General features: G+C 46.8%; 26 protein-coding genes, 1 tRNA gene and 1 pseudogene. 16 read left to right on the top strand and 12 right to left on the bottom strand.

Annotated features, from left to right (window positions below; all coding sequences use genetic code 11):
• Positions 1-38: 38 nt before the first annotated feature.
• Both ACYVEA_RS05640 and ACYVEA_RS05635 read right to left on the bottom strand, forming a co-directional pair.
• Positions 39-776: an HAD family hydrolase gene (locus ACYVEA_RS05640; protein WP_461112365.1), complete on the bottom strand. Its 738-nt coding sequence runs from the start codon at positions 774-776 to the stop codon at positions 39-41.
• A gap of 280 nt (positions 777-1056) precedes the next feature.
• On the bottom strand, positions 1057-2544 hold the full coding sequence (locus ACYVEA_RS05635; protein ID WP_461112364.1) for a nicotinate phosphoribosyltransferase: 1488 nt from the start codon (positions 2542-2544) through the stop codon (positions 1057-1059).
• A 150-nt stretch (positions 2545-2694) separates the two neighbouring features.
• Here ACYVEA_RS05635 and rpoN point away from each other — a divergent pair, with 150 nt between their 5' ends.
• From rpoN to ACYVEA_RS05585, 10 genes and pseudogenes are all read left to right on the top strand, one after another.
• Positions 2695-4140 carry an RNA polymerase factor sigma-54 gene (rpoN, locus tag ACYVEA_RS05630; protein WP_461112363.1) on the top strand — a complete coding sequence of 482 codons (1446 nt, stop codon included), beginning with the start codon at positions 2695-2697 and terminating at the stop codon, positions 4138-4140.
• 142 nt (positions 4141-4282) lie between these two features.
• Entirely contained in the window at positions 4283-4921 is a 639-nt protein-coding gene (locus ACYVEA_RS05625) for a hypothetical protein (RefSeq protein WP_461112362.1), read from the top strand.
• 112 nt (positions 4922-5033) lie between these two features.
• Positions 5034-5831, top strand: a complete 798-nt coding sequence (locus ACYVEA_RS05620; RefSeq protein ID WP_461112361.1) for an enoyl-CoA hydratase/isomerase family protein — start codon at positions 5034-5036, stop codon at positions 5829-5831.
• A gap of 52 nt (positions 5832-5883) precedes the next feature.
• Positions 5884-5957: transfer RNA gene (locus tag ACYVEA_RS05615), tRNA-Arg, on the top strand.
• Positions 5958-6901: 944 nt separating this feature from the next.
• Positions 6902-7207, top strand: a complete 306-nt coding sequence (locus tag ACYVEA_RS05610) for a hypothetical protein (RefSeq protein ID WP_461112360.1) — start codon at positions 6902-6904, stop codon at positions 7205-7207.
• Positions 7208-7444: 237 nt separating this feature from the next.
• Positions 7445-8005, top strand: coding sequence for a helix-turn-helix domain-containing protein (locus tag ACYVEA_RS05605; protein ID WP_461112359.1), 561 nt, complete (start codon positions 7445-7447; stop codon positions 8003-8005).
• A gap of 94 nt (positions 8006-8099) precedes the next feature.
• Positions 8100-9203: an ice-binding family protein gene (locus tag ACYVEA_RS05600; RefSeq protein ID WP_461112358.1), complete on the top strand. Its 1104-nt coding sequence runs from the start codon at positions 8100-8102 to the stop codon at positions 9201-9203.
• 419 nt (positions 9204-9622) lie between these two features.
• On the top strand, positions 9623-9829 hold the full coding sequence (locus ACYVEA_RS05595) for a hypothetical protein (protein ID WP_461112357.1): 207 nt from the start codon (positions 9623-9625) through the stop codon (positions 9827-9829).
• 86 nt (positions 9830-9915) lie between these two features.
• Positions 9916-10294, top strand: a pseudogene (locus tag ACYVEA_RS05590) (glycoside hydrolase domain-containing protein); the annotation flags it as partial.
• 98 nt (positions 10295-10392) lie between these two features.
• Positions 10393-11259: a sugar phosphate isomerase/epimerase family protein gene (locus tag ACYVEA_RS05585; protein WP_461112356.1), complete on the top strand. Its 867-nt coding sequence runs from the start codon at positions 10393-10395 to the stop codon at positions 11257-11259.
• Positions 11260-11304: 45 nt separating this feature from the next.
• Here the strand turns inward: ACYVEA_RS05585 and ACYVEA_RS05580 are convergent, their stop codons facing one another.
• Positions 11305-11775, bottom strand: a complete 471-nt coding sequence (locus ACYVEA_RS05580) for a hypothetical protein (RefSeq protein ID WP_461112355.1) — start codon at positions 11773-11775, stop codon at positions 11305-11307.
• A gap of 175 nt (positions 11776-11950) precedes the next feature.
• On the opposite strand from ACYVEA_RS05580, the gene ACYVEA_RS05575 reads away from it, so the two are divergent.
• The 3 genes from ACYVEA_RS05575 (at position 11951) to ACYVEA_RS05565 (ending at position 13698) form a co-directional block, all read left to right on the top strand.
• Positions 11951-12847: a helix-turn-helix domain-containing protein gene (locus tag ACYVEA_RS05575; RefSeq protein ID WP_461112354.1), complete on the top strand. Its 897-nt coding sequence runs from the start codon at positions 11951-11953 to the stop codon at positions 12845-12847.
• A 71-nt stretch (positions 12848-12918) separates the two neighbouring features.
• On the top strand, positions 12919-13338 hold the full coding sequence (locus ACYVEA_RS05570) for an ester cyclase (protein WP_461112353.1): 420 nt from the start codon (positions 12919-12921) through the stop codon (positions 13336-13338).
• Between the two features lie 30 nt (positions 13339-13368).
• Positions 13369-13698 carry a YciI family protein gene (locus tag ACYVEA_RS05565; protein WP_461112352.1) on the top strand — a complete coding sequence of 110 codons (330 nt, stop codon included), beginning with the start codon at positions 13369-13371 and terminating at the stop codon, positions 13696-13698.
• A 38-nt stretch (positions 13699-13736) separates the two neighbouring features.
• Here the strand turns inward: ACYVEA_RS05565 and ACYVEA_RS05560 are convergent, their stop codons facing one another.
• From ACYVEA_RS05560 to ACYVEA_RS05545, 4 genes are all read right to left on the bottom strand, one after another.
• Entirely contained in the window at positions 13737-14123 is a 387-nt protein-coding gene (locus ACYVEA_RS05560; RefSeq protein ID WP_461112351.1) for a type II toxin-antitoxin system VapC family toxin, read from the bottom strand.
• A complete protein-coding gene (locus ACYVEA_RS05555; protein WP_461112350.1) occupies positions 14120-14326 on the bottom strand; it encodes a DUF2281 domain-containing protein in 207 nt (68 codons plus the stop codon). The genes ACYVEA_RS05560 and ACYVEA_RS05555 overlap by 4 nt, the downstream gene beginning before the upstream one ends.
• Before the next feature lie 72 nt (positions 14327-14398).
• Positions 14399-15634 (bottom strand): hypothetical protein, encoded by a 1236-nt coding sequence (locus ACYVEA_RS05550; RefSeq protein ID WP_461112349.1) that lies wholly within the window; start codon positions 15632-15634, stop codon positions 14399-14401.
• Positions 15635-15647: 13 nt separating this feature from the next.
• Positions 15648-16763, bottom strand: coding sequence for a family 20 glycosylhydrolase (locus ACYVEA_RS05545; RefSeq protein WP_461112348.1), 1116 nt, complete (start codon positions 16761-16763; stop codon positions 15648-15650).
• A gap of 157 nt (positions 16764-16920) precedes the next feature.
• Here ACYVEA_RS05545 and ACYVEA_RS05540 point away from each other — a divergent pair, with 157 nt between their 5' ends.
• On the top strand, positions 16921-18261 hold the full coding sequence (locus tag ACYVEA_RS05540; protein ID WP_461112347.1) for a DEAD/DEAH box helicase: 1341 nt from the start codon (positions 16921-16923) through the stop codon (positions 18259-18261).
• Positions 18262-18469: 208 nt separating this feature from the next.
• Here ACYVEA_RS05540 and ACYVEA_RS05535 read toward each other — a convergent pair whose 3' ends face one another.
• From ACYVEA_RS05535 to ACYVEA_RS05520, 4 genes are all read right to left on the bottom strand, one after another.
• Entirely contained in the window at positions 18470-19168 is a 699-nt protein-coding gene (locus ACYVEA_RS05535; RefSeq protein WP_461112346.1) for a DUF4097 family beta strand repeat-containing protein, read from the bottom strand.
• 24 nt (positions 19169-19192) lie between these two features.
• Complete coding sequence (locus ACYVEA_RS05530) at positions 19193-19969, bottom strand: DUF4097 family beta strand repeat-containing protein (protein ID WP_461112345.1); 777 nt, start codon at positions 19967-19969, stop codon at positions 19193-19195.
• 156 nt (positions 19970-20125) lie between these two features.
• The gene (locus tag ACYVEA_RS05525) at positions 20126-20917 is read right to left on the bottom strand and encodes a HEAT repeat domain-containing protein (protein WP_461112344.1); all 792 of its coding nucleotides are present in this window, start codon (positions 20915-20917) and stop codon (positions 20126-20128) included.
• Positions 20901-21419, bottom strand: a complete 519-nt coding sequence (locus tag ACYVEA_RS05520; RefSeq protein WP_461112343.1) for an RNA polymerase sigma factor — start codon at positions 21417-21419, stop codon at positions 20901-20903. The genes ACYVEA_RS05525 and ACYVEA_RS05520 overlap by 17 nt, the downstream gene beginning before the upstream one ends.
• A 185-nt stretch (positions 21420-21604) precedes the next feature.
• Here ACYVEA_RS05520 and ACYVEA_RS05515 point away from each other — a divergent pair, with 185 nt between their 5' ends.
• Both ACYVEA_RS05515 and ACYVEA_RS05510 read left to right on the top strand, forming a co-directional pair.
• The gene (locus ACYVEA_RS05515; protein ID WP_461112342.1) at positions 21605-22747 is read left to right on the top strand and encodes a DEAD/DEAH box helicase; all 1143 of its coding nucleotides are present in this window, start codon (positions 21605-21607) and stop codon (positions 22745-22747) included.
• Between the two features lie 145 nt (positions 22748-22892).
• Positions 22893-24050 carry a T9SS type A sorting domain-containing protein gene (locus ACYVEA_RS05510; RefSeq protein ID WP_461112341.1) on the top strand — a complete coding sequence of 386 codons (1158 nt, stop codon included), beginning with the start codon at positions 22893-22895 and terminating at the stop codon, positions 24048-24050.
• A gap of 97 nt (positions 24051-24147) precedes the next feature.
• Here ACYVEA_RS05510 and ACYVEA_RS05505 read toward each other — a convergent pair whose 3' ends face one another.
• On the bottom strand, positions 24148-24645 hold the full coding sequence (locus tag ACYVEA_RS05505; protein ID WP_461112340.1) for a DinB family protein: 498 nt from the start codon (positions 24643-24645) through the stop codon (positions 24148-24150).
• Positions 24646-24700: the final 55 nt, after the last annotated feature.

Genomic DNA, 24700 nt, shown 5'->3' with positions numbered 1-24700 from the left:
TTTTAATCCTTACCTCCTTTCTAATCCTCCTCTCTCTTCTAGGCATTAATCGTTTCTTCTCTGGCAGTGATCAGTGCAGGCAACTCACGAAGAGAGCCTAGTAAAAGATCGTGCGGGTAGGCGTCTAACTGGTCGCGCGAGTGCGTGCCATTCGTGAGCCCCAGATTCAGCGCAACACCTGCCGCCCGACCCGACAGCAGATCGGAGGGTGTATCGCCAATATTTATAACCGCTTTGGGGGTTGCTACGTTAAGAAGGCGCATCGCCCGCTCAATCATCTCCGGATAGGGCCGTCCGCGCTCCACTTCGTCGCTGGCAATGGAGAGTTGAATGAGGCTGTTGGGACTACCGATTCGTTGCTCATTTAAGCCCTCAAGCCAGCCGAGTTTCTCCAGGATAATATCGGTCACGACCCGGTAAAAACCGGTTGTCAGAGCAATTGCGATGCCACGCTCCCGCAGGTAGGCAAACGTTTCCAGACAGCCTTCGGTGGGGGTAGCACCCTGCGTGCGATAATGATTTTCCAGAATCCGGCGAAAGGCATCGTACGATACGTCTACCTGCTGCTGTATGGCTGGATGATCGCTCCCCAATTGTTCCTTCCAGAGCGTATCGAATACGTAGCGTTTAGCCAATCCCTGCATGGCCAGAATCCGCTCGTCGGAAACCGACAATCCGGTTTCGGTAGCTGCCTCAGCAAAACAACGTTCTACTTCGTGGTGGTCGGTAACGGTTGTTCCGGCCATATCGAAAACCACTAATTCAATTGGTTGCATGGTTAGAAAAGAGAAAGGAAATGTGAACAAAGCAACAGAAACTTTTGCTTTAGTTTATCGTTGCCATATTAAGAAATAAAGAAATCGTCGTTGCCTGTCTGGTGGACCTTAAATAGCTGATTATGATTGCTTTTTCTAGTCGTTTTTACCCCTAAATCCCCTGAAGGGGACTTTGCACCTACTCAAATAAATTCCCCTTCAGGGGATTTAGGGGTAAAAAAGGCTGATAGACAGTCGCTTAGCTGTAAAAGGGAAAGTCTACATTGCTTTAACGAAACCCTTACGCCGACTCGCCCCGTAAGGTTAAAATCAAATTCGTTTTTAACGTATGCAGATTCTTTTCCAGACCAACCGGGTAAATGTGCGGGTTTACAAACCGTTTCACGCCCGGATGGAGACTGGCCAACTGCGCCTGCACCCGATCCCGGACCGAGTGAATGTCGGGTAGAACATAGACCTGCTTACCGTCCTGAAAAACGGGCACTAACAAATTTTCGTAGGGCTGCGTCGCATCGAAACGCCGTCGTTTGGTAAAATCCAGTGGATCAATCATAACGGTTGCTTTTCCGGCGCCCTGCTGATCCAGGTCGCCCGTTTCCGAATCGAAAATCATGTCGGCCAGAAAACCCCGATCATCCAGATACCGACGTACCTGCTGAATGCCCGGCGTCGAGATTTTAATGGCCTGCTCCGACAGTTTCATTTTGTAATCCCAACGGTCCGAGAGTTCATTTCGGAAAGCAGCCAGTTTATACACCCCGCCCAGCGCTGGTTGATCGTAAGCCGTGACGAGTTTGGTACCCACGCCCCAGATGTCAATTTTAGCGCCCTGCTGTTTCAGGCTATTGATGATTGTTTCGTCCAGATCGTTACTGGCCACGATGGACGTGTCCTGAAAACCGGCTGCGTCCAGCAGCTTGCGGGCTTCAATACTCAGATACGCCAGATCGCCCGAATCGAGCCGGATGCCGGACAGCTTATGCCCCCGTTCGACCAGTTTTTTTCCGGTTTCGATCGCGTGCCGGACGCCCTGTAACGTATCATACGTATCGACCAGGAGTGTTACGTTGTTGGGCATCATGTCGGCATACGTATCAAATGCCTGCTGTTCGGTATCGAACGACATGACCCAACTGTGCGCGTGCGTACCCCGAACCGGAATATCGTATAGCTTCCCGGCCAGTACGTTGGACGTTGCATCGCAACCTCCGATGTAGGCCGCCCGGCTGGCTGTCATGCCGCCATCGAAACCCTGCGCCCGACGCAACCCAAATTCCAGCAGGGAATCTTTCTCGGCCACTAGCCGGAGTCGGGCCGCTTTGGTCGCAATTAACGACTCGAAATTGATGAGATTCAGTAGGGGAGTCTCCAGCAACTGGCACTGTAAAATCGGGCCGCGTACCCGAACCAGTGGCTCGTTCGGAAACACGACCGTTCCTTCCGGGATAGCGTCAATCGTGCACGTAAGCCTCAGGTTGGCCAGATAATCCATAAATGCATCTTCGAACATAGGCTCACCATCGTGACCAGTGAGCGTACGGAGGTAGCGCAAATCTTTTTTTGAGATACCGAAGTTATTGATGTAGCCAATTACGTTCGCTAAACCGCAGCTTATCGTAAAGCCACCATTGAAGGGATTTTTGCGAAAATACAGATTGAAAACGGCTTCTTTTTCGGCTGTTTTCGACTTCCAGTAGCCATAGGCCATCGTTACCTGGTACAGGTCCGTCAGCAAACTCAGCGACGTATCGTAAAGCTTATTTGTCATAGGCCACGAAGGTACTATTCGGGGGCTTTACAGAAAATTAATCGGGACAAAAACAAAAATCTCATTACTTTGGTCTGATAATTGTGAGGGCCGATTTGCCTATGACTGATTCTACTCAACGTAACTGATTAATCGACAGACAATACCGACATGCAGAAGTTAAGCCTTTCTCAGTCCCTTCAGCAGAAACTATCTCCGCAGCAGATCCAGTTTATTAAACTGCTGCAGATTCCTACGGCTGAACTGGACACTCGGATTGAAGAGGAGCTGGAAATAAATCCGGCGCTCGAAGAGGGAATGGACGAGGAGTATGAGCCAAAAGAGGAAGACCCGTTCGACGACGGAGATGATTACAAGGAGCGCGACGATGAGCTGGACATAGACGGATACATCAAGGACGAGGATTACGCCGGATACAAAATGCAGGGCGATGGCAATTACGGCGAAGAAGATCGTGACATGCCACTGGCCACCAGCTCGAACCTCACCGATGCGCTGATGCAGCAGTTTGGCTACCTGGATTTAAGTGAAGAGCAGCGTATCATCGGGTTGCAACTGATCGGGAGTATTGAAGCCGATGGCTATATACGCCGATCCATTCAGGCCATTGTGAATGACCTTGCTTTTTCGCAAAATGTCTTTACCGATACCGACGAAGTCGAGGAGGTATTGCACAAAATTCAGTCGTTCGATCCGCCGGGTATTGCCGCCCGAACGCTTCAGGAATGCCTCATTTTGCAACTACGGCGCCGAGATCAGAGTGACCCGTATGTAGGGCTGGCCATTCGGATTATCAATGAATTCTTTGATGAGTTTTCCCGCAAACACTACGATAAAATTCAACATCGGCTCAATATAAGCGATGAAGCCCTGAAACGAGTTGTTGACATTATTATCAAGCTGAATCCCAAGCCGGGTTCGGTGGAAGGCGAATCGGGTACGGTACAATACCTGATTCCTGATTTTATTCTGACGAACAGTAACGGTAAACTTGAACTATCGCTGAACTCAAAAAACGCGCCAGAATTACGGATCAGCCGCTCGTTTTCCGATATGCTCGATACGTATGACAAGAGCAAGAAACAGAACAAAGTCCTGAAAGAAACAGTCTCGTTCGTCAAGCAGAAACTAGACGCGGCCAAGTGGTTTATTGACGCCATCAAGCAACGTCAGCAAACGCTGCTGAGAACCATGAATGCCATTGTGCGTTTCCAGTACGATTTTTTCCTCACCGGCGAAGAGTCCCGTCTACGGCCTATGATCCTGAAAGACATTGCCACAATGATCGATATGGACGTATCGACAGTCTCACGGGTGGCCAACAGCAAGTCTATTCAGACTGAATTTGGTATCTATCCGCTCAAGTATTTTTTCTCGGAAGGTATTTCGACCGACTCCGGCGAAGATGTCAGCAGCCGTGAGGTAAAGAACATCCTGAAGGAACTGATCGATAATGAACCGAAACTCCATCCGTTATCGGATGATAAACTTGAAACAATTCTGAATGAACGGGGATACAACATTGCCCGGCGGACCGTTGCTAAATACCGTGAGCAGCTCAACATTCCCGTCGCCCGTTTACGGAAAGAACTGTAAAAAATGATGACTTATTAATGATGAATGATGAATGAAAGCAGTTAGTAACTTTGCTGAGTTCACAAGATCAGTTATCATTCGTTAGCTAAGCACCTTAGCGATTATCATTTATCATTCATAATTCATCATTACTTTTAACTCATTGACAAATTCTTTTGCTCGCTTTCTGTCGGTTATTCTCCATCCCTTGCTGATGCCGACGATCCTGTTTGGTTTACTGCTGTTTCAAGTGCCCGCCGTGCTGGGTATGGATGCGTTTTCCAAGTCTTTACGGCTCAGCCTGCTCGTACTAATTTTTGTGGGTACGTTTATGGTGCCGTCGCTGCTGATTTATTATCTCTACCGCAGTGGGTACGTCAAAAGTTTGCAACTCACCAGCCTGGCTGACCGCCGATTGCCATATTTTATGATAGGCATCGTCTACCTGTTTGTGGCGTATTTGTTCGCGTTTCAGATGCAGCTCATCTCGACTCTTGCGCCTGAAGTGGGTATTATGATCGGTAGCATGGCGGTTTCCATTCTGTTTGTCGGAATCATTAGTTTGTCCTGGCAAATCAGTGCCCACACGGTTGGTATCGGGGGTGTTGTTGGCCTCATTGCCAGCATCATGATCAAGTTCAGCATAACAGACCTGTTTTTTTCGCTGCTTTTGCTTGTATTACTAACAGGTTTTGTTGCGAGTGCCCGGCTACAGCTCAACGCCCATACGCCAGCTCAGATCAGTGCCGGACTAGCGCTGGGATTGAGCATAAGTTTATTCACCGTATTCTGGTTCATGTAGGTTTAAACACAGAGATAATAGAGATTTACAGGAAGAACACAGAGCAAATTGAAAGAACATAGTATTCTCTGTGCTCATTGTGTATATCTGTATTATCTCTGTGTTTACCCTTATGTTCGAAAATCTTCTTTATGAGGTTACAGATTCCGTTTGCCGGATCACCCTCAATCGTCCTCAGGTCTATAATGCCCTCAGCCCTGGCTTGATTCGTGACATTACATCCGCTGTTGAAGCCGCTGGTGCCAACGATCAGGTTCGTGTAGTGATTATTACCGGAGCGGGCGATAAAGCATTCTCGTCGGGTGCTGATCTGAAAGAAGGCATTACCAGCGCCATGTCATTGGGTGGACAGCTTCAACTGGGTGAGTCGCTACGAACTACGTATCATCCAATGATTCGGGCCATCCGTAACCTGCCGAAGCCTGTTATTGGCCGAATCAATGGCGTAGCGGCTGGGGCGGGTTGCTCGCTGGCACTTGCCTGCGACGTAGTGATTTGTGCCGACGAGGCTTATTTTAGCCAGCTATTCGTGAACATCGGCCTGATGCCCGATGCCGGTTCAACGTTTTTTCTACCGCGACTCATTGGCCCGCAACGAGCCTTTGACCTATGTAGCACGGGTCGCCGTGTCTATGGCCCCGAAGCAGCCCGCATAGGATTAGTGAGTCGTTCGGTTCCAGTGATTGAATTAGACGAAGCTGTTAGTGACGTAGTGGCTTATTACGCCACAGCTCCAACCCGCGCCATTGGTGCAATGAAACAAGTTTTGAATCAATCGCTCTATTCCGACCTCGATCATCAACTGGATCAAGAAGCTGATAATCAGGATGTATTAGGTGGATCAGCAGACGCAATTGAAGGCATTGGTGCTTTTTTAATGAAGCGTAAGGCAAATTTTTCAGGGAAATAGATTGACAAGATTGCTTTTTCTCCCTACTTTTGCACTCCCAATCAACGGGAACGCATTCGTAGCTCAATTGGATAGAGCACCTGACTACGGATCAGGAGGTTTGGGGTTCGAATCCCTACGAGTGCACTTGACAAAAAGCCACTTACAGACAGAAATGTAGTAAGTGGCTTTTTGTTTGCACATAAGGTGTTTATGCATAAGGTATAAATAAAGAAATAGCTTCGTAATTTCTTCGTCTTTAGCTCCTTTTAGTGTTTCAGCAGCTATTCGTTCCTGTTCCTGCCAAAACTAAATCCACCTGCGCGCTGGGCAATCCCGATGTAGCCAGAGTTTCAGCGTCTAGTCTCTAATCACTCACGCTATAAGGTCGCTTTTTATAACCCGTTCATCGGCACTACAAATAGGTATAGCTGGTATTTAAGTTCTGTCTGGAAAGGATCAAGCTTACGCGGGAAACTTCATTTCAGGTCAGTGTAAATTTCTTGTTTAAAATCAGTCATATCTTATCGAACCAGCTTAGAACTAATAAAAAACTATTATCACAATAAGTAATTTAGTTTTAGTAAATTTAGAATTTTTAAACAACTTGGTTTTTCGTTAATGGTTTTGACTCTTTAAATCCAACAATATATGATCAAGTGGTGATATATTGGATACAAAATCCATTTGTAGCAATACGTAATTAGGTTTCTGGCACTCTCTACTCAATAGGGCGTAAAAGCTATTACAAGGCCTAGGCTCGATGTGCAGACATTCTTTATCCTGACGATATTTCCTGATTTATAAGAGACAACGCGCGTTGAGATAGAGGACAAGTTAAATGGCTACTTCTGCTCCAGCAACAACTCGAATGTTGTTTGTTATCCAGGTTCGGGGCCTTCCTGACTTTTCGATGCTGGCGTATCCAGCTATCAGCGAGTCTATTGCAAACACAAGTGCGGCCTGACTTGATGGTTAAAGTCGAGTATCAGTGAGAATTATAAATCAACAGACAAGGCCGATCAATCACCATAAATTGTGCCAACTACAAGGTTAATTGGCAGTTGCGTAATTCAAATTTAACTAAAACTATGAATCCAGATCCAAACAACCCAGTAACTCTAAGTGCAAAAGAATTAGCGAACCTGATTGGTAAAATTGGTACAATTGAGGCTATGGCAAAAGTAACTTACGAATATTTACGGGCCTCAATGACACCGGATGAGAAGACAATTTTGGTGAAAAAGATCGTTGATCAGGTTCCAATTTCTGTTGAAAACTTATTTAAAAAATTAAGTCCAGCCGATTCCTCATTCACTAAGGACTTACAGTATTTTCTTACTAATCGCTTTGCGGAAGACTTGGAGGAAACAATAAAACAGAACCCACAAGAGTAAGTACGTTCCAGAGGGACATATATAAACATATACTAACTACTCTTCATCCAGAAATCAGCTCAATTTCGTTTGAACGCTTGGCCAAAATCATCATCTATCATTATTGGCCAAGCCTATTAACTAGGCTATTCTTCTATACAGAAGAAAATAAGCCGTAAAAAATCCTCGCTAGTTTTCTTTGGCGCCAACCTTACTTGCCGATTTGTTAATGTATCTATACCATTCTCAAAGTATGACATGAAACTCTACATCAAATACATGGTAAGTATCCGCTGCAAAATGATTGTGCAGGCAACGTTAACTGAACTCGGGCTACAAAGTGGAGTGGTAGAATTAGGCGAGGTAGAAATCGCAGAGACGCTTACTGATGAAAAGTATAATGTCCTGAAAATTAGATTGTTAGCCTGCGGTCTTGAATTAATGGACGACAAAAAAGCTATACTAATTGAAAAAATAAAAAACGTTATTATACATATGGTGCATTATGCGCACGAACTTCCTAAAACTAAAAATTCAATTTATATCAGCGAGAAACTCAGCTATGATTATACCTACCTAGCCAATCTTTTCTCTGAGGCAACAGGCCTTACGATCGAGCATTACATTATTGCCCACAAAATCGAGCGGGCAAAAGAGCTGCTGTTATACGACGAGATTAATCTCACTCAAATAGCGTATAAGCTAAACTACAGCAGTGTCGCTCACTTATCGAATCAATTCAAAAAAGTTACCGGTTTAACGCCCTCCTTCTTTAAACAACTTAAACACAAAAGGCGTATTGCGCTCGAAAATGTGTGAATAATGTAACTATTGTTCATAATTGTAAAATTAAACGGCTATTAAATATACCATATTTGTAACTACATAAATTGGTATTTTAATTGTCGAAAGAATGAAAATCAACGTACTACTTACTTTAATAGCCGTTTACTTATTTGTAGGCTTGAACTCAAGTTTAGGCCAGGCTCCTGACTTAGGAACAGCGTCTACCTTTGCTTTATTTACAGCCACGGGCGCACTATCCAATGTTGGATCATCAACAGTGGTAGGCGACCTGGGTACTAATGATGGATTATATAGCGGATTTAATACCGCAACTATAACAGGGCAAAGTCATATTAGCGATCCGACGTCGGCCTCTGCTGCGGCCGATGTAGTGACGGCCTACAATTCACTGGTTGCCACTCCCTGCACCGTGATTTTGGCCAGTCCCGAATTAGGAAATCAAACCCTTACTTCAGGCGTATATTGCCAAAACACGGCCCTTCCTTCTACCCTGACAGGAACATTGACGCTAAGTGGAACAGGTATTTTTATTATCAAGTTAAGTAGCGCTCTGGTAACGGCTACTAACTCCAGTATCGTACTGACGAATGGGGCTACCGCAGCTAATGTATTTTTCCAGATATTAGGTGCTGCTACATTAGGAACGGGGTCTACTTTCAAAGGTACTATCATTGCGGAAGGAGCTATCGTTTTGAATACAACCACCCTTGAAGGGCGAGCACTTTCAACGGTAGGTGCCATTACGGTAAATGAAAGTAGTATTACTAATGTAGCCGTACCATTGACTGCAGATCTGGTTCCGATCATGTACACGCTGCCAACTATTCAGTATGGTACTACTAACTTTACCGTCGTGGTTGATGTGTTTGATATTCTGTCGACGGCTACCAATAATCTTATAACAGTTTATGTAACTAAAGACCCCTTGGTGGTTCTGAGTTTAAACAGTAGTTCAGTCTTTGTTGGCAATAAAACTGTTCAGAACGATATCTGGACGTTTAATGACTCAAATGATAATTTTTATATCCTTACTACTAACGAAGTGATTGCAGGTGGTAGCCGTAAATCGTTTGGCCTTACAGGCGTGTTAACTCCAGGTAACACGCAGGGTGCGCTAACCGTTAGCACTACTATTATGGCGGGTAGTGGGGGAGAGGTTAATATTAATAACAATTCAGATGCTGATAAAATCGAATACTTTAAGCAATAGGCATCAGATGGAATGACAGCTATCTAACACCCATCATGGCTATTCGGTTACTAGCCATGTAGCGACAATACTACTGCAACTACGTTAAAAATATATGTAAGGCTAGTAAATTGTTATATAATTCCTGTGCGTGCACGAAAGCCGCTTCAATTGAAGTGGCTTTTTCGTTTCATATCAATAATAATATGATTCTGTCAGCCTAGTTCTATAAAGCATACTTGACTCTGTACGGCTTATGACCGTCACTTTAGCATCAGTCCTGGAGATTTATTCGACTCAATAGCAAGATTTTGTTTGCTGCAATACGAATTACTTTACCCCTAAATTTACCTTTGGATCAGCTATGCAATAATCGCTGGCTCCTAACCTGAACGTGCTGCGGCATAGGCTAAATGGTCTGTTGCCTTTCCATTGATTATATGAAAAAGAGCGTCTGTTTTCTTTTATGGGCAGTTATGTCTGCTGCTGTGGGTGCCTACTGGTTGGGCAAATCGGTCGATTGGGTGGAGTTGGATAATCCGCTGATCGGTACCGATTTCAAATCCAGTTTATCGAAGAATCCGATCACACAGGAGCCGCTATTCGTTTCAAAACGGCCAAAAGTGAGCAAGTTCTGGCGCGTGTAGCATCATCGTTTATCAGCTATGAGCAGGCCGAACTGAACCTGAAGAAAATTGGAAGTGATACGTTCGAGGCTGTCAAACAGAAAACCCTGCCAACGCCGGATGGGTACTGTGGCGACGAAGACAACGGTCAGACATCGACATGATACGTGTTTACAGCGATGGGCTTCTATCCGGTTTGCCCGCTACGGATCAGTACGTGATAGGCACTCCGTTGTTTAAAAAAGTTACGGCGACACTGGAAAATGGCAAACAGATCGTCATCAATGCGCTCGCCAATAGTGAGTAGAACCGCTACATCAACACGCTACGGCTGAACGGAAAACATATGACAAAAACTGGCTGAGTCACTGGGAACTGATGCAAGGCGCTGTGTTGGATATGGACATGTCGGCAACGCTAAGCCGACAACGGGAGACCAAACCAGAGGATTTCCCCTATTTGTTTTCGACGGCGGAAGCAAAATAGGCGTTCGCCCGGTACGTTTTAAGTATTATCTGAACGGCTTGTCAGTAGCCGGAACAGTATTTTATCTTTTTTGCTGAACTAGTCCTTGCCCTTATCTCATGCCTACATCATCATCATCGCCTGTTGGTTTCAACTTATTAGCCTGGTCGGCCCCCATTTCCGAAAAAATGCATCCGATAACGGAGCGTCTTAAAACAATCGGCTACGATGGAATTGAGTGTTTTATTGACTACCAAGACGTAGCGGCTTACCGGCAGTTTGGCGATCATTTGCGGCAATTGAATTTACAAAGCACCTGCGTGATGGTCATGAGTCCCGACGAAAATCCGGCGAGTGATTCCCCTCAGATTCGGGACCAGGCGCTGACTCGACTGAAAGAGGCCATCGATCGGGCACACGCCATGGGTGCTTCGGTCATTTGCGGGCCGTTTCACTCGGCCTTTGCTACGTTCTCACGCCAGGAACCACAACCCGATGAGTATGAACGTAGTGCGGAAGTGCTTCATGCCGCTGGCGAGTATGCCAAACAGGCCAACATTGTGCTGACACCGGAGGCCCTAAACCGGTTTGAGTGCTATTTGTGTAACACCATGAGTCAGTTACTAGAGCTGGTGCGCCGGGCCGACCATCCAAATGTGCGGGCCATGTTCGACACACACCACGCCAATATGGAGGAAAAGCGATTCCCGGATGCCATCCGTACCATTGCGCCCGTGCTGGCTCACGTTCACATCAGCGAAAACGACCGCGGCACACCGGGCGACGGACATATTCCCTGGAACGATACATTTCGAACCTTAGCTGAAATCAACTACACCGGCTGGATGACCATCGAAGCCTTCACGCGAAACGACATTGCGTTTGCAAATTCGATCAACGTGTGGCGGGAATACAACGACCCCTGGGACATCGCCGAAAATGGCTTCACCTTCATCAAAACGATGCAGGCTAAATACGCGAAGTGATCGTTAGAATACGTAGTGGAATGTTGTGTTTTCAATTATTGAAGCTTACCGAACAGGTAGCTCCCTCAGGCTAATTATGTGTCTGGCTAACAGGGGTTTATCGGCCATTAGTGACTTGATATGGTTGAGTGTCTTGTTAGGAAGCTGCTGACTCCGGCTGATAATATCGACGCCTTCGGGTGTGAACAGCGTTCCTGAAAACCAGATAACCGCCCATTGGCCATCGGGGTCCTGCAAAACGACTTTCCATTTGCTACGTAGTACGCTTAAGGCTCCTTTCCCACGCCAGACAAAGGCCGACGAATCGCTCGGGTCCTGATAATCAAAACCAGTAAGGATTTTTGGCTCTCCTTTTTTTACGTACTTGACTTCGTCGAGCAATACATTGGTTGCCCCTTTTTTCTCCGCGATTGAATACGTAAACGTAGGATTGAGTTTGTCGCCTTTCAGCCACATCGGAAAGTTCGTACTACAGATAAACCAGGTTCCAACTAGTGCTTGAAGTAGGTGTGTCATGAGAAACAATGAGTGGCTAATCAGAAGCGGTAAACGATGGATGTTACTATTCGCTTTATTCGGGCAGACAAGTACGTAATTTTAACTAATAAGGCGCCTGGTAGTTTATCGAATGCGTTAACCGCCAGGCGAAAAAGTACCAGGCGCCATTGGTTTTAACAGTCTATATCGAAGCATGATTGTCACCCAACAGAAAGACGTAGCGATTCAGCAGTATTCGTTGCAGGAAAGTAGTAGCGTTGGTAGCACGGTTTTTGACATCGTGGAAGCGAAGGGGGAATTTATTCGGCGCAAATCCAACTTCCTGGTACCGCATCGTAAGGATTTTTATTTCTTTTGCCTGGTACGGAAGGGTAACAGTCGCCACTGGGTGGATTTTGTGCCGTATACACTCCAACCCAATACGTTCTATTTTTCGTCGCCACAGCAAGTGCAGGTGAAAGAGAAAACCGAGCCGATGACTGGTATTATGCTCTCGTTCACAGAAGAGTACCTGCAGCTTGATGGAAATCAATCGCTTCGAAAACTACCCATTATTCAGAATCCCGATAATGCCCATGAGCTGAAGCTGGAGCCCATGCATATGGCGTTTCTGGAAGATTTGATGGGCAAGATGGTCGTGGAGTTTAATACCGAGCATAGCTGGCGAAATACCATGCTGCAATCGTATGTCAACGTATTGCTGATTTATTTGAGTCGCTTGTACGTCGACCAGTCTCAGGCTGTCCATCGTTCGCCAGATCGGGGGTTGTTGGAAAAATTCAGAGCCCTTATTGACAGTCACTATAATACGTTGCATCAGGTAGCCGACTATGCTGAACTGCTCAATTTGACACCGGGTCATCTGAATGATCGGATAAAGCAACAAAGCGGCAAAACGGCCATAGAGCATATTCACGAGCGACTGGTGCTGGAAGCAAAGCGCCGTTTGTTGCATACCGATTTGTCGGCTAAAGAAATTGCCTGGCAACTGGGTTTCGAGGATGGGGCGTACTTCCATCGCTTTTTCAAGCGCCTGACCGGTGAGACGCCTGCTACGTTCCGGACGACGATCCGCGAAATGTACCATTGAAACCGACATACAGCCAGTAACCAACCCTGCTGAGTGCCGTAGCTTTGTACCCTCAACAAGCACCAAATAGCATGGACTCGGAAGGAGAAAAAAATAAGGCTATTGTTAACCGGTTCAATAAAGAAGCGATTGAAGAAGGCCACCTTGCCGCTTTCTATGAACTAATTGACGATTCGTTTATTAACCACACAGCCCCCGCCGGAATGCCACCAGGTCGGGACGGGATGATACGTTTCATCCTCGACGTACTGCGACCCGCTTTCCCCGATCTACGCGTTGAAATCTACGATCAGATTGCGGAAGGTGATAAAGTTGTTACCCGAAAAGCCTTTCATGCCACCCATTCCGGAACGTTCATGGGCGTTCCCGCCACGGGAAAAACCATCCGATTTCCGGTAATCGACATTGTACGGTTGCGTGACGGTAAATACATTGAACATTGGGGTATTCGCGATACTCATTCCGTTCTGCAACAGATCACCCAGCCTTAACAAGCCTTCTATTTTTGTATGATTAGGCAGATGAAAACGTATCTCATTTTGATTCGTGAACCGGATGGTCGTGCCACCATCCCCTCCGCAGACGAAACCCGTCAGCACCAACTCGACTGGAAAGCCTGGATAGATGATTTATTGGCGAAAGGTCATTGGGAGCGTGGGCATTCGTTGACACTTGCGGGTAAAGTTATGCGACCAACGGCCTCGGAAGGCTTATACCAGGTGAACGGGCAGGAAATTGTAGGGGGATATCTGCTAATCAACGCTACGGATTTAGACGAAGCCGTTGCCCTTATGCAAACCTGCCCTGTTTTCGACGCTGATGGGTTTGTAGAAATTCGGGCGGTGCAATAAGCCAGGAAAAAGACTTAGTTAATTCTTTTTCTCTTTATCTACCAGATACGATGAATTGAATAAGAATCAAAATTGCCGTCCCGACTTAACAAAGGCATGGTGTCAGTAATGGATTGAGCAATGATAATTCGATCAAACGGATCTTTATGATAAAATGGTAAGGATCTAATGACAACTGTATGCTCGAAGCGGACGGGCAACGTAGTGATATTGTTATCCCAAACGATCTGATTAAGGCGCTCAAACGGTTGCGATAACTCAATTTTTCCATTTAAGCTTAATTTGATAGCGATCTCCCAGAAAGAAGCAATACTCACAAAATTTGTATTGCTTGGGTCTTCGATCATAGTACGGCAGGTTTGACTCAACTCCTGATTCCCTTCTAGGTACCAGATAAGTGTATGCGTGTCCAGTAGTAAGTTCACGGCATATATTCCTTAAAATCGTCTAATGGCGCATCAAAATCATCAGCCATAAACGTGACTAGGCCTTTTGCACTACCAAAATGAGGTTTCCGAACGGGAGGATGTAACAAGCGTATCAGGTCGTCATACACCTGCATAAACTGCTCATCGGATAACTCAGCAATCTCTTTTACGACATGTATTTTAAGTTCGGCGGCCTGCATAACAAATGCTTTTTAGCAAATATAACGCTTTGTATAGTTAGTAGTTCCGCTATTATCTCTGTTCCATTTCTTCTACAATTTCAGCTTAATTTTCAGCCTTCCCAATGCCGCCGTGATACCAATGATCAGGAAGGCGAACAGGAGCGATTTGACTAAGCCAACACTGCCAGTTTTTAGCGAGTCGGGTAGCGAAATGCCCGATAGATCGGCCAGGCTGTAGTAGAGATAAGGGATTAAGTAACAAGTCAGTGTGCTTGTTCCGGCGGGTTTAATAGGATCAAACCAGGCGGTTTTTCCGTTCATGTCGACCAACCAGTAAATTCCGGCGTAAACGATAAAGCCAATGCCACAACATAGGAAAATCCAGGTGGGCGTTGCCTGAATTTTTGAAATGATGAAGAAGTTTCTGGATAGGAATCCAGCGACGAGAAACAGGATTCCTATACCCGTAAAAAGCAAGGGTAACCGCTGAGTTTTACCCGTTCTCTGCACCCGTGTCAGGAGTAACGTAGCCAATATTCCAGCGAAGGCAAATGTGTTGAAGGCACCATTGCCCAAAATCCAGTCGCCTGGACCATCGGGCCAGATTGCGTGTAACCAACCCGCGTGGCCAGCTATGTTCAAGACGGTGAAAAACAGCCAGGAAATGAGCAGCAGAATTTGTTGTTTGTGGAGAAATAAATAGAGGATGGCGCAGGTAAAATACGTCCAGCCAATCAAGCCTAAAATTCCCCACCACTGGGGCGTCATTCGGGTTAATTCAGTGTCAGGACCACCCCTGAAAATTAAGGCTAAGTAAACAAGTACCCCTACGCCCAGCCATTGCAGACCCGTAAAAATGGTTTTTACTACGTCTTCACGTTTGGGGTATTGATTCCAGATCAGAAAAAAGCCCAGCACCATTAAGATTTGATACCATTCGACACGCATTCCCGTAGCCTTCGCGTTCAGATCGGGTGTGTTGACGGTGAAGACGCCCATTACCAGCAACGCAACCGATCGAAGCGTAATGTGCCAGATGATTTGTAGGTAAGAATCGCCTTTGTCGAGCCGCTGACGAATCGCAAAGGGAATTGACATGCCGACGATAATCAGGAAACAGGGGAACACTACGTCCGAAAAGCCCAGAAAATCCTGATCCGCATGCGCATGTTCGAGCCAGACGGGAATGCCGGTTAACGTCCAGAAGTCATTGACGAAAATCATCGTCAGCATCGTTAATGCCCGGAAGACATCAATTGAAAATACACGTTTCAACGATACATCTACCGACTTGGACCGGGTTGACTGGGTTGATGGGGATACCATACGTAGTGGTTGATTAATTTGTGTCGCTCAGTTTTTTTATCTCGCCAAACATAGCCTTAAAGCAATTGGTGGCGGTATCTTCCCCCGATGCGGGATTCACTTTTACGCCATAGAACTCATCTAAAAACGGCCCTGCGCCCGACCAGACGGTTTGCATCATGCCCTGGAAGCGCGCTTTCATTATGGGCGTTACCGACTTTCTAAATTTCACCATGTCCTGCGTTTGCGTGACGGCAAAACCGGGCTTTCGCCAGGGACACGTAATGACGCTGAGACCTTTGGTGGCAAAATAAACAGCAGTTTGATCCGGGCGTTCGTAATGCCAGTCGCAAATCAGTACGTCCTTGGGAATCAGGTCAATGGCTCGATACGTATTGTTGTAGCTGCCCTCCCACATGCCTATACCTGTCGTTTTTCCGTCAATGAGCCGGTCGCCCCAAATCCAGAGTTGCCGATTTTTCTGGGCCAGGTGATTACGGATTTCAGTGACTTCACCGGCAAACAAATCCGCCTTGTCGCGGCCCGAACAGCGCGGACATTTATCGTCGCCGATGTAAAATACCTCGTCCATCCCCGCGTGAAACGCATCGGTTTCAAATACCTCGCAGATTTCGTCGACCAAATCAAAAACGACTTTGTGAACACCCGGATGCAACGGACAATAACTTTTGCAATACAGTCCGTCAGGATTCGGCCATTCATAGTTCGTAGGCATTTTTACGTGGGGCGTTTCGTCGAAATCAGGGTAGACACGTAGCAGATTATGCGTCGTGCTGGCCCAGGATTGATGACCAAGCAAATTGATTTGTGGAATCAGGCGGATGTTATTTTTCTGACAGGCTTTAACCAGCTTTTTTACCTCCCGTTTCGACAGGGCAATATTATCGCGAAGCTCGGGATGACTATCGAACTGATAGTTGAAGTCGACTCGCAGAATTAACGTATTGACCTGCCGGGGAGCGAGTTCTTCATTGATAAACTTGATGAACGTATCCAGTTGTTGGGGTTGTGGGGCGGCAATACAAAATCCGCGTATGGGCAGTAAGCTGTCAATCTTTGCCTGCGCCAGGACAAACTGATTCGTAAACAGAAAAAGACACAGGAAAAAAGGAAAAAGTAACCGGTTCATGCGAGTTGCGTTTCAGTAAGGCGAACATCAATATAAGTCGATATGGACGTTATTCTATTCAATTTTATAGAAACCTGACTTTGTTAGTTGATACGTCCAGACAATGATGTCTTCGTTGAATAAGCCTACCTTCGTGGTTTATTTGACGGGCACAATTATGACTTTCGACGAACTGAATCTGAACAAACCGCTGCTGAATGCCTTAACGGATCTAGGGTATACCACGCCGACGCCCATTCAGCAAAAAGTATTCTCGGTTGTAATGTCGGGTAAGGATGTGTGCGGCATTGCGCAAACGGGTACGGGGAAAACCATTGCGTATTTACTGCCGTGCCTGCGTCAGCTTCAATTCACGAAGGATAAGCTCCCGCAATTGCTGATCATCGTGCCCACGCGCGAACTGGTCGTGCAGGTCGTTGAAACAGTTAAGGAGTTGACCACCTACATGAACCTTGTAGTGGTGGGTATATATGGTGGCGTTAACCTGAAACCGCAACTGGCACAGGTGTTACAGGGACTGGATATATTGGTCGCTACGCCCGGCCGCCTGGTCGATTTGATGACCAATGGAGCCATCAAGACAAAGTCCATCAAGAAACTGGTGATTGATGAAGTAGACGAAATGCTGAATCTCGGCTTTCGAACGCAACTGAAAATCGTGCTGGATCTATTGCCGCCGAAACGGCAAAACCTGCTGTTTTCGGCTACGCTCACCGATGAGGTGGAGCAATTGATGCACACGTTCTTCACGAATCCGGTTCGGGTAGAGGCTGCGCCCGCTGGTACGCCATTGGAGAATATTGAACAGACGGGCTATCTGGTTCCCAATTTCTACACGAAAATAAATCTGCTGGATCTGTTTTTGAGGCAGGATGATACCATGACTAAAGTCCTGGTTTTTGTAGCCACCAAGCAACTGGCCGATCAGGTTTATGATCAGATGGATGAGAAGTTTCCGGGCGTGGTCGGCATCATTCACTCCAATAAAGAGCAGAACAAACGCTTCGAAGCCGTCGATCAATTCAAGGCAGGTACGTACCGGATTCTGATTGCAACGGATATTATCGCCCGCGGCATTGACGTAGTGGATGTGTCTCATGTGGTCAACTTCGATATGCCCGACGTACCAGAAAATTATATTCACCGCATTGGGCGAACCGGCCGCGCCGACAAAAAAGGTATCGCCATTACGTTCATCAGGGAAAGCGAAAACGACCAGCAGGCCGCCGTTGAGCAGTTGATGAATTACCAGATTCCGATGCGGGCGTTACCGGAAAATCTTGTCATTTCGGATGAATTAACGGCCGATGAGAAACCTAAGGTTTATATGCCAACGATCGAGGTGAAAGTACCCAAACGGGAAGATGTTGGCCCGGCCTTCCACGAAAAAATTGATAAGAACAAAAAGGTAAACGTTCGGCGCGATCATGCCGCCGAAAAGATGTTAAAATACGGCAGACCCATCAAGCGGGTAGGAGGGAGGAAAAAGAGAGATTAGTCAGCCTAAGAAACCATCTGAAAAGCCCTTAAATCCCCTGAAGGAGACTTTGTTCACGCTCAAACAAAGTCCCCTTCAGGGAATTTAGGGGCTTTTATCTACTACTTTCAATTAGGTATTGCGTCTTACCCCCAACCCCCTGAAGGGGGCTCAGGTTGAGAATAGTCGAGCAAAGTCCCTTCAGGAGTTGGGGGTAAAACGAAAAAAGTCAATCCTTTTTTCGGAAGTAAACGTTGTTGCTGATCGATTCGAGCCGCACTTCGGGGCCGCCACCGTTAAGCGTTCCTTCGAGGAGATAGCCGACGATCGGGTGTTTTTCTTTCTTTTTGAAGCTGATGTCCATGTCGGAATACACCTCACCCGTAATGGTTTTCATGGCCAGATTGGCGCCCTTTGCTTTTGGCCAGCTCATGTCGACATAACCACTGATGGTTTTCGCAAAGACAGCTCCCGTGGCCCCCTGAATGTCAATATTGCCATTGATCGTCTCAACTTTTAGTTTGACCTGACGGGGCAGAAATACCTGGTAATTAATGTCGCTGCATACGTAGTAATCTTTTCCGTTCCGTTCCGTACGCCAGTGAGAGGACGTATTACCGGGGCAATCTTCGGCTTTTCCTTCTTTCAATAATTCATTGTCGAAGTCGGTTTTCAGGCTGACTTCCCCCGATGTAGAACTGGACGTAACCAGCAACGCATCGTTCAGCTTCCCCCCGTTGATGGTCACCTCAATACGTATCGACATCGTCGGTTTATCCCAGTAACGAACCTGAATGCTGTCGGCAAACTTGAGGTTGAGGTTGACGGCCTGGTCTGCCGAAACAGACACCGTTTTTTCAATGATTTTCTGGGCAAACGCTGGCCCGACGATCAAGCTCAGCAGCAATGAATAGACGATATTTTTCATGGGAATGAGGAGAGTTTGGATAAATCATTTTTGCTTCCGAATGTAGATATTGCTGTTGATCGTCTTCAGTTGGATTTCCACCCCACCCCCGTTTGTCGTGCCGTCGATGTTATTGCCACCACCCACTCTCGACATGCCGTCTTTTGTCGATTTTACACCCAGATCAAAATCGGTATACATTTCTCCGTGAATCGACCGGAGCTTCATGTTGGATTTGGAACTGGCAGGCATCGTAATGTCAATGGGGCCATTGATGGTCGATATCGCGGTCGGTTTCTCCTGACTCAACGCCGAGTAAACAACCTTGATTTCGCCGTTGGTGCTGTTGGCTACAATAGGTCCTGTTACGTTGTTGAGGTCAATGGAACCGTTGTTGGTCCGTACCTCCAGGTCGCCATCCATGTTGCTGACGGATAAAGCTGAACTCTGCCAATTCGTTTGTTCAAAGAGTAGCGCGACCTTTCGGGGAATCCGGATCGTGTATTTGATTGGTTTTCTCGTCGCTTTTTCGATTCTTAAACCGCCACTTTCCGTTGTCACGGCCAGACCAATACCGGAGTTGTCGACCGCCGAATTGTAGATGGGTTTTAGCCCTTTCGCCCGCTCGGGGGGAGCCTCGTAGCCCGATGCCTGAATAATGACCTCATCGCCATTGTGACCTTCAATTTTGATGTCGCCAGCGTCCATTTCAATCGTTACCTTTCGGTCTTTTGTATTCGCCAGCTTGGTTTTGTATTCCTGCGCTTTGGCGCTGCTCAGGCACCATAACAGGCCGACACTTAGTACTAGGAGCTTCTTCATGTTCATTAGTTATTTGGCGTAAATGATAAATAATTGATTTTTGAGAGTTAATGGAATGATGCAGGCACACACTTCCCTGGACGTTCCCCAGCGTTGATCGGCTGAAACGAAAGTCCGTTTGTTTTTTGCAAAATCAGGTGATTGAGCAGTTAGTGACTAGGAAGGAGACTTTCCCCCCTGAACCAGATTGTTGAGTCCTTCCTGCGCTTTCTGGCGCACTACGTCCAGAACTTCCTGGTTTTGAGCTATTCGCTGAATTTCATTTACAGCCCGCTTTTCTTTGATCGCTACCAATGCATCAATGAGCGTTAATTGGACGTTCGCATCAGTTTGAATCGTCAGCGATTGAATGAGGGCTTCGCGCACACCTGGTTCGTTCTCGAAGCGTGTCAGTGCCTGGCAGGCCGCCAGCCGCACATTCACATTGGCGTCGAAATTCAATGTATTGATCAGCAGTTGCGTAATATCACGATCGGCCTGGGAGAGTTCGTAACTCTGATTCACGGCCTGAATACGTTCGCTGGCCGATGTTTTGGGATGTTGCTCGAAGGCCAGCACCTTTTTCATTTCGAGCGTTGGCATGACATCACCCGAAGAAGCCGTCTGTTGTGTACGTGGCTGATCAGACCGCCACTGGTCGTAAAACCGCCCGCCCGAGAAACCAACGATCAATAAAGCAAGACTGGCCGCCAGACGCATGAACCAGGTTGTCAGGCTACGAATTGGCCCTGGCTCAGGTGCCGTTAGCTTATCTACCAGGCGATTGTTGAACGTAGCAGACGGGTGTTGCGTCCGGGCTTCGGCGAAGTAGCGAAATGGTGCGGCATGCTCCAGCAAATGCGCTGGAATGGTTTCCTGCTGGAAAAACTGCCGCAATTCCTTTTCTTCGTCGAGCGTTGTTTCGCCCTCATAATATTTTTCCAGGAGCTTTTCAATGTCCGGCTTCATAATCATTTGCTTTTACGTAACTCTCCCGCAGCCGTAGCCGTGCCCGCGATAAAATTACCCGTATGTTATTGATGCTAAGGCCCGTTACCTGTTCGATTTCCTCGAACGAATATTCCTCCACATCGCGTAGATGGAGAATGAGCTTTTGTTGGGCGGGTAAATCCTCCACTAACCGACGGATCAACCCGGCACTGTCGGCTAATTCTACCTGCCGATAAGGAGAAACTCCTTCAGCCTCAACCTCTCTCAAACCCGCATCGTTGGCCATTTTCTGGTGCGCTGGCGATTTTAGTCGATCCAGACACAGGTTCTTGGTCATTTGCACGGCCAGCGCTTCCACGCTATGGTACGTATCCAACTGCTGCCGATTGGTCCAAAGCCGCAACAATACGTCCTGTAGGGCATCTTCGGCTTCTTCGCGATTGCGCAGAAACAGTTGTGCCAGCCTAAAAAGGCGACCCTGAACAGGCAGTATCCGTTGTTTAAAGGCTTGTAAATCCATTTCAATGACAAAGACGACTAAGTCAGGAAAACATTACAGCGTTGAGAAATATTTTTTGTAATTCTCTTTATTAATTGAACCGGCAGGTTTCACTACGTTGGCATCAGGCTGGTTTTTGGCTAATAATCTCTGGGATTAAACTTACCTTCGTTGGCATAGAACACAACCCGAATTCATTTATACGTATGCCTTTTTCATCGCTTGGTTTGTCTAAACCACTGCTAAGAGCAGTAGCCGAACAAAATTATACACAGTCGTATCCCATTCAGGAACAGGCGATTCCGGCGATTCTGGAAGGTAAGGATATTCTTGGGATCGCGAAAACGGGTTCGGGGAAGACCGCCAGTTTTGTGTTGCCCATTCTGGAATTGTTTCATCGGTCCAATACCGTCAACAATAAATCACTCAGTGTGTTGGTGCTGGTCCCTACGAGGGAACTGGCCGTGCAGGTAGCTGAAGTTTTCCAGGCGTTTAGTCAGTATCTTCCCCAAAAAGTAAAAACGGTAGCGGTATACGGTGGCGTGGCCATTAATCCGCAGATGGTTGCCGTATATGGAGCTGAAATTATGGTTGCTACGCCGGGCCGACTACTGGATTTGGTGGCACAACGGGCACTACGTTTGTCGCAGGTTGAATTGCTCGTGCTGGATGAAGCGGATAAAATGCTGGACCTCGGTTTTGCCGATGAGATGGATCAGGTGTTCGACCTGTTGCCCGAAAAGCGGCAGACGATTCTCTTTTCGGCCACATTAGGCGATGCCATTCAGGACATTAACGCCAACCTGCTCCACGAGCCCGTAAAAATAGAGATTGTCGAAGAGGAGCAAAATATCGACTTAATTAAGCAACTGGCCTATCGCGTTGATCCCGAACGGAAAGGCCCGTTGTTACGATATCTGATCAAAACCGGTAATATGAAGCAGGTGCTGGTCTTTGTCTCGTCGGTGCGTACGGCTGATAATCTGGTCGTCAAACTCAACAAGAACGGGATTCAGGCGGCTGCCATTCATAGCAAGAAAACGCAGGGTTCCCGAATGGAAGTACTACGTCAGTTTAAAGCGGGAAAACTGACGGTGATGGTTGCTACAGATCTGATTTCCAGGGGAATAGATATTCAGTTTTTGCCCTATGTGATCAACTTCGAGCTGCCCCGATCACCTAAAGATTACATTCACCGCATTGGCCGAACGGGCCGCGCCGAGGCCTCGGGGGAAGCGATTTCACTCATCTGCCCCGAAGATGAGCATCACTTCAGAATTATTCAGAAAAAGATGGGCAAACGGGTCGAGATGATTGACACGGCGGATCTGAATCTATTAAGTTACTAATATTTCTACAGAGGGCTGATAAGTTTTGTCGTCAGGTAGTGCTTAACAGGTTTATTAGTAAGTATTGTGAAGTATTAAAAAAGTTTCATAGTATTACACAATAAATCTATTTTAGTTTATAAAAAAGCCTGCCAACATAATTCTTATGATGATACCTCTCCCTTTCATTCCCTCTGTCACCCGAGTCCTGATAATCACTTTTGTACTAGCGATTCCGATCGTAAGTGTTGGTCAAATTTACAGTAATACGTTTACGGGTACCGGTACCTGCCCAACGCAGGGTAACGTACCGACTACCTCGCCTAATGCTACGGGCACACCACTGACGAGAAGTACACTACTATGCAGCGCCACGAATAATGTATTCAACTCGACAACACTCAACAATACTGCCAACATAAGTAATACCTCCTACATTGAGTTTTCTGTAACAGCTAATCCAGGCGCTCAATTGAACGTAGCGTCACTCAGCTTTTTGAGGCAGGCCAGCGTTACGGCACCCAACCAGTTAGAGGTACGGTATAGCACCGATGGTTTTGCCACATCAACCAGTTGGGGAAGTGCGCCAACTACACCAACAACAGGGACGACAATTACCTGGGACTTTGCCGACTTTACGGTGCCGCCTACGACTACTTTAACCTTTAGATTTTATCCGTATGGTACACAACGGGCTGATTTAGGTGCCGGAGCAGCAGCTTCCGCCGGAACATTCAGACTGGATAATGTTACAGTCACTGGTACATCTCCGCTGCCTGTCAACCTGGTTTCGTTTACTGGCAAATCCAGTAACAATTCAGTCGTATTAAATTGGGTTACGGGCTGGGAAAAGGAAAATCAGGGGTTTGAGATTCAAAAAAGCACGAATGCTAAGAGCTTCGAAGGTGTTGGCTTTGTGGAAGGCAACCGCAGTACTCAGGTGCAGTCTGTTTATGAGTTTACAGATACCAACGTGCTGCCTGAGCAACTGTATTATTACCGGCTTAAACAGAAAGATACTGATGGAGAATTTGCGTTCTCGCAGATCACGGCGGTGCGGGTTAAGGCGGGCGAACAGGAAGAAAAACTAACCATATTTCCCAATCCAAATCGGGGCAGTTTCACACTTTCGGGCAGTGGCCTATCCGCTAGTGTCAAGCTGTATACAGCCACAGGAGTAGAGATTCCTATTCTTGTAAATCAGCGTGGTAGCGTCAAAACACTTGCCATTACGGCCCAGACGGTTTTATCGCCCGGCTTGTATTATCTAAACGTACATTCGGCGGATGGGAAAGCAGAAGTGCTAAAAGTTCTTATATATTGATGATTTCTGAAGAGATAAATGGATGTTTCCAGTAACGAATAAGGCCGACAATCTGTCGGCCTTATTCGTTACAACTCAGCTGGTACGGTAGCGCTAATTAGAAATTTGGCTCGTCGGCACTGGGTCCGTAACTACCCGGAATTGGAATGTTTAGCAGGCGGAGGTAAACGCCTAGCTGCGCCCGATGGTGTACTATCTGCGAAAAGGTTATGCGAATCATTTCGCCTTTGGTCGTCTTACTATAAATTTCTTCGCCATTACGCAGCGTCCATAGGGATTCCAATTGCTCATCCGTTGCCTGACTCAATGACGCCTTCCCGTCGGCTAACGAACGCTCAAAAAAGTCGAGCAATTCGACCGTGTTGTTGATTGAAACGGGTGCATAGGGAGCCGTGGCAAAGTCAAGACCGTCGGTGGTTAACGCTAGTGTAACCCAGGTTGGTAACTCGGCAATGTGAGTGGCTAAGCTTCGAATCGTCATGCTTTTTTCGTGCGGTTGCCAGTCGTATTTATCATCGGGAACGCGGCCCAGCATAGTACGAGTTGTTTTAGCTTCCTGCTCCATTTCGGTTAAAAGCATCTGAATGATTGACATGGCTGTTCGTTTTTGTTACAGCACAAAGATCGCTGCACTCACTGACAGCCCTGTG

It is taken from the genome of Spirosoma jeollabukense (assembly GCF_054777855.1).
The sequence above is the reverse complement of the archived record's forward strand: the minus strand, read 5'-3'. Positions and strand labels throughout refer to the sequence as shown.

What these genes read in the sequence shown, in the direction of transcription:
- ACYVEA_RS05640 (WP_461112365.1), bottom strand. Translation starts at nt 776, where the DNA reads ATGCAACCAATTGAATTAGTGGTTTTCGATATGGCCGGAACAACCGTT.
- ACYVEA_RS05635 (WP_461112364.1), bottom strand. Translation starts at nt 2,544, where the DNA reads ATGACAAATAAGCTTTACGATACGTCGCTGAGTTTGCTGACGGACCTG.
- rpoN (WP_461112363.1), top strand. Translation starts at nt 2,695, where the DNA reads ATGCAGAAGTTAAGCCTTTCTCAGTCCCTTCAGCAGAAACTATCTCCG.
- ACYVEA_RS05620 (WP_461112361.1), top strand. Translation starts at nt 5,034, where the DNA reads ATGTTCGAAAATCTTCTTTATGAGGTTACAGATTCCGTTTGCCGGATC.
- ACYVEA_RS05610 (WP_461112360.1), top strand. Translation starts at nt 6,902, where the DNA reads ATGAATCCAGATCCAAACAACCCAGTAACTCTAAGTGCAAAAGAATTA.
- ACYVEA_RS05605 (WP_461112359.1), top strand. Translation starts at nt 7,445, where the DNA reads ATGAAACTCTACATCAAATACATGGTAAGTATCCGCTGCAAAATGATT.
- ACYVEA_RS05600 (WP_461112358.1), top strand. Translation starts at nt 8,100, where the DNA reads ATGAAAATCAACGTACTACTTACTTTAATAGCCGTTTACTTATTTGTA.
- ACYVEA_RS05595 (WP_461112357.1), top strand. Translation starts at nt 9,623, where the DNA reads ATGAAAAAGAGCGTCTGTTTTCTTTTATGGGCAGTTATGTCTGCTGCT.
- ACYVEA_RS05585 (WP_461112356.1), top strand. Translation starts at nt 10,393, where the DNA reads ATGCCTACATCATCATCATCGCCTGTTGGTTTCAACTTATTAGCCTGG.
- ACYVEA_RS05580 (WP_461112355.1), bottom strand. Translation starts at nt 11,775, where the DNA reads ATGACACACCTACTTCAAGCACTAGTTGGAACCTGGTTTATCTGTAGT.
- ACYVEA_RS05575 (WP_461112354.1), top strand. Translation starts at nt 11,951, where the DNA reads ATGATTGTCACCCAACAGAAAGACGTAGCGATTCAGCAGTATTCGTTG.
- ACYVEA_RS05570 (WP_461112353.1), top strand. Translation starts at nt 12,919, where the DNA reads ATGGACTCGGAAGGAGAAAAAAATAAGGCTATTGTTAACCGGTTCAAT.
- ACYVEA_RS05565 (WP_461112352.1), top strand. Translation starts at nt 13,369, where the DNA reads ATGAAAACGTATCTCATTTTGATTCGTGAACCGGATGGTCGTGCCACC.
- ACYVEA_RS05555 (WP_461112350.1), bottom strand. Translation starts at nt 14,326, where the DNA reads ATGCAGGCCGCCGAACTTAAAATACATGTCGTAAAAGAGATTGCTGAG.
- ACYVEA_RS05550 (WP_461112349.1), bottom strand. Translation starts at nt 15,634, where the DNA reads ATGGTATCCCCATCAACCCAGTCAACCCGGTCCAAGTCGGTAGATGTA.
- ACYVEA_RS05545 (WP_461112348.1), bottom strand. Translation starts at nt 16,763, where the DNA reads ATGAACCGGTTACTTTTTCCTTTTTTCCTGTGTCTTTTTCTGTTTACG.
- ACYVEA_RS05540 (WP_461112347.1), top strand. Translation starts at nt 16,921, where the DNA reads ATGACTTTCGACGAACTGAATCTGAACAAACCGCTGCTGAATGCCTTA.
- ACYVEA_RS05535 (WP_461112346.1), bottom strand. Translation starts at nt 19,168, where the DNA reads ATGAAAAATATCGTCTATTCATTGCTGCTGAGCTTGATCGTCGGGCCA.
- ACYVEA_RS05530 (WP_461112345.1), bottom strand. Translation starts at nt 19,969, where the DNA reads ATGAAGAAGCTCCTAGTACTAAGTGTCGGCCTGTTATGGTGCCTGAGC.
- ACYVEA_RS05525 (WP_461112344.1), bottom strand. Translation starts at nt 20,917, where the DNA reads ATGAAGCCGGACATTGAAAAGCTCCTGGAAAAATATTATGAGGGCGAA.
- ACYVEA_RS05520 (WP_461112343.1), bottom strand. Translation starts at nt 21,419, where the DNA reads ATGGATTTACAAGCCTTTAAACAACGGATACTGCCTGTTCAGGGTCGC.
- ACYVEA_RS05515 (WP_461112342.1), top strand. Translation starts at nt 21,605, where the DNA reads ATGCCTTTTTCATCGCTTGGTTTGTCTAAACCACTGCTAAGAGCAGTA.
- ACYVEA_RS05510 (WP_461112341.1), top strand. Translation starts at nt 22,893, where the DNA reads ATGATGATACCTCTCCCTTTCATTCCCTCTGTCACCCGAGTCCTGATA.
- ACYVEA_RS05505 (WP_461112340.1), bottom strand. Translation starts at nt 24,645, where the DNA reads ATGTCAATCATTCAGATGCTTTTAACCGAAATGGAGCAGGAAGCTAAA.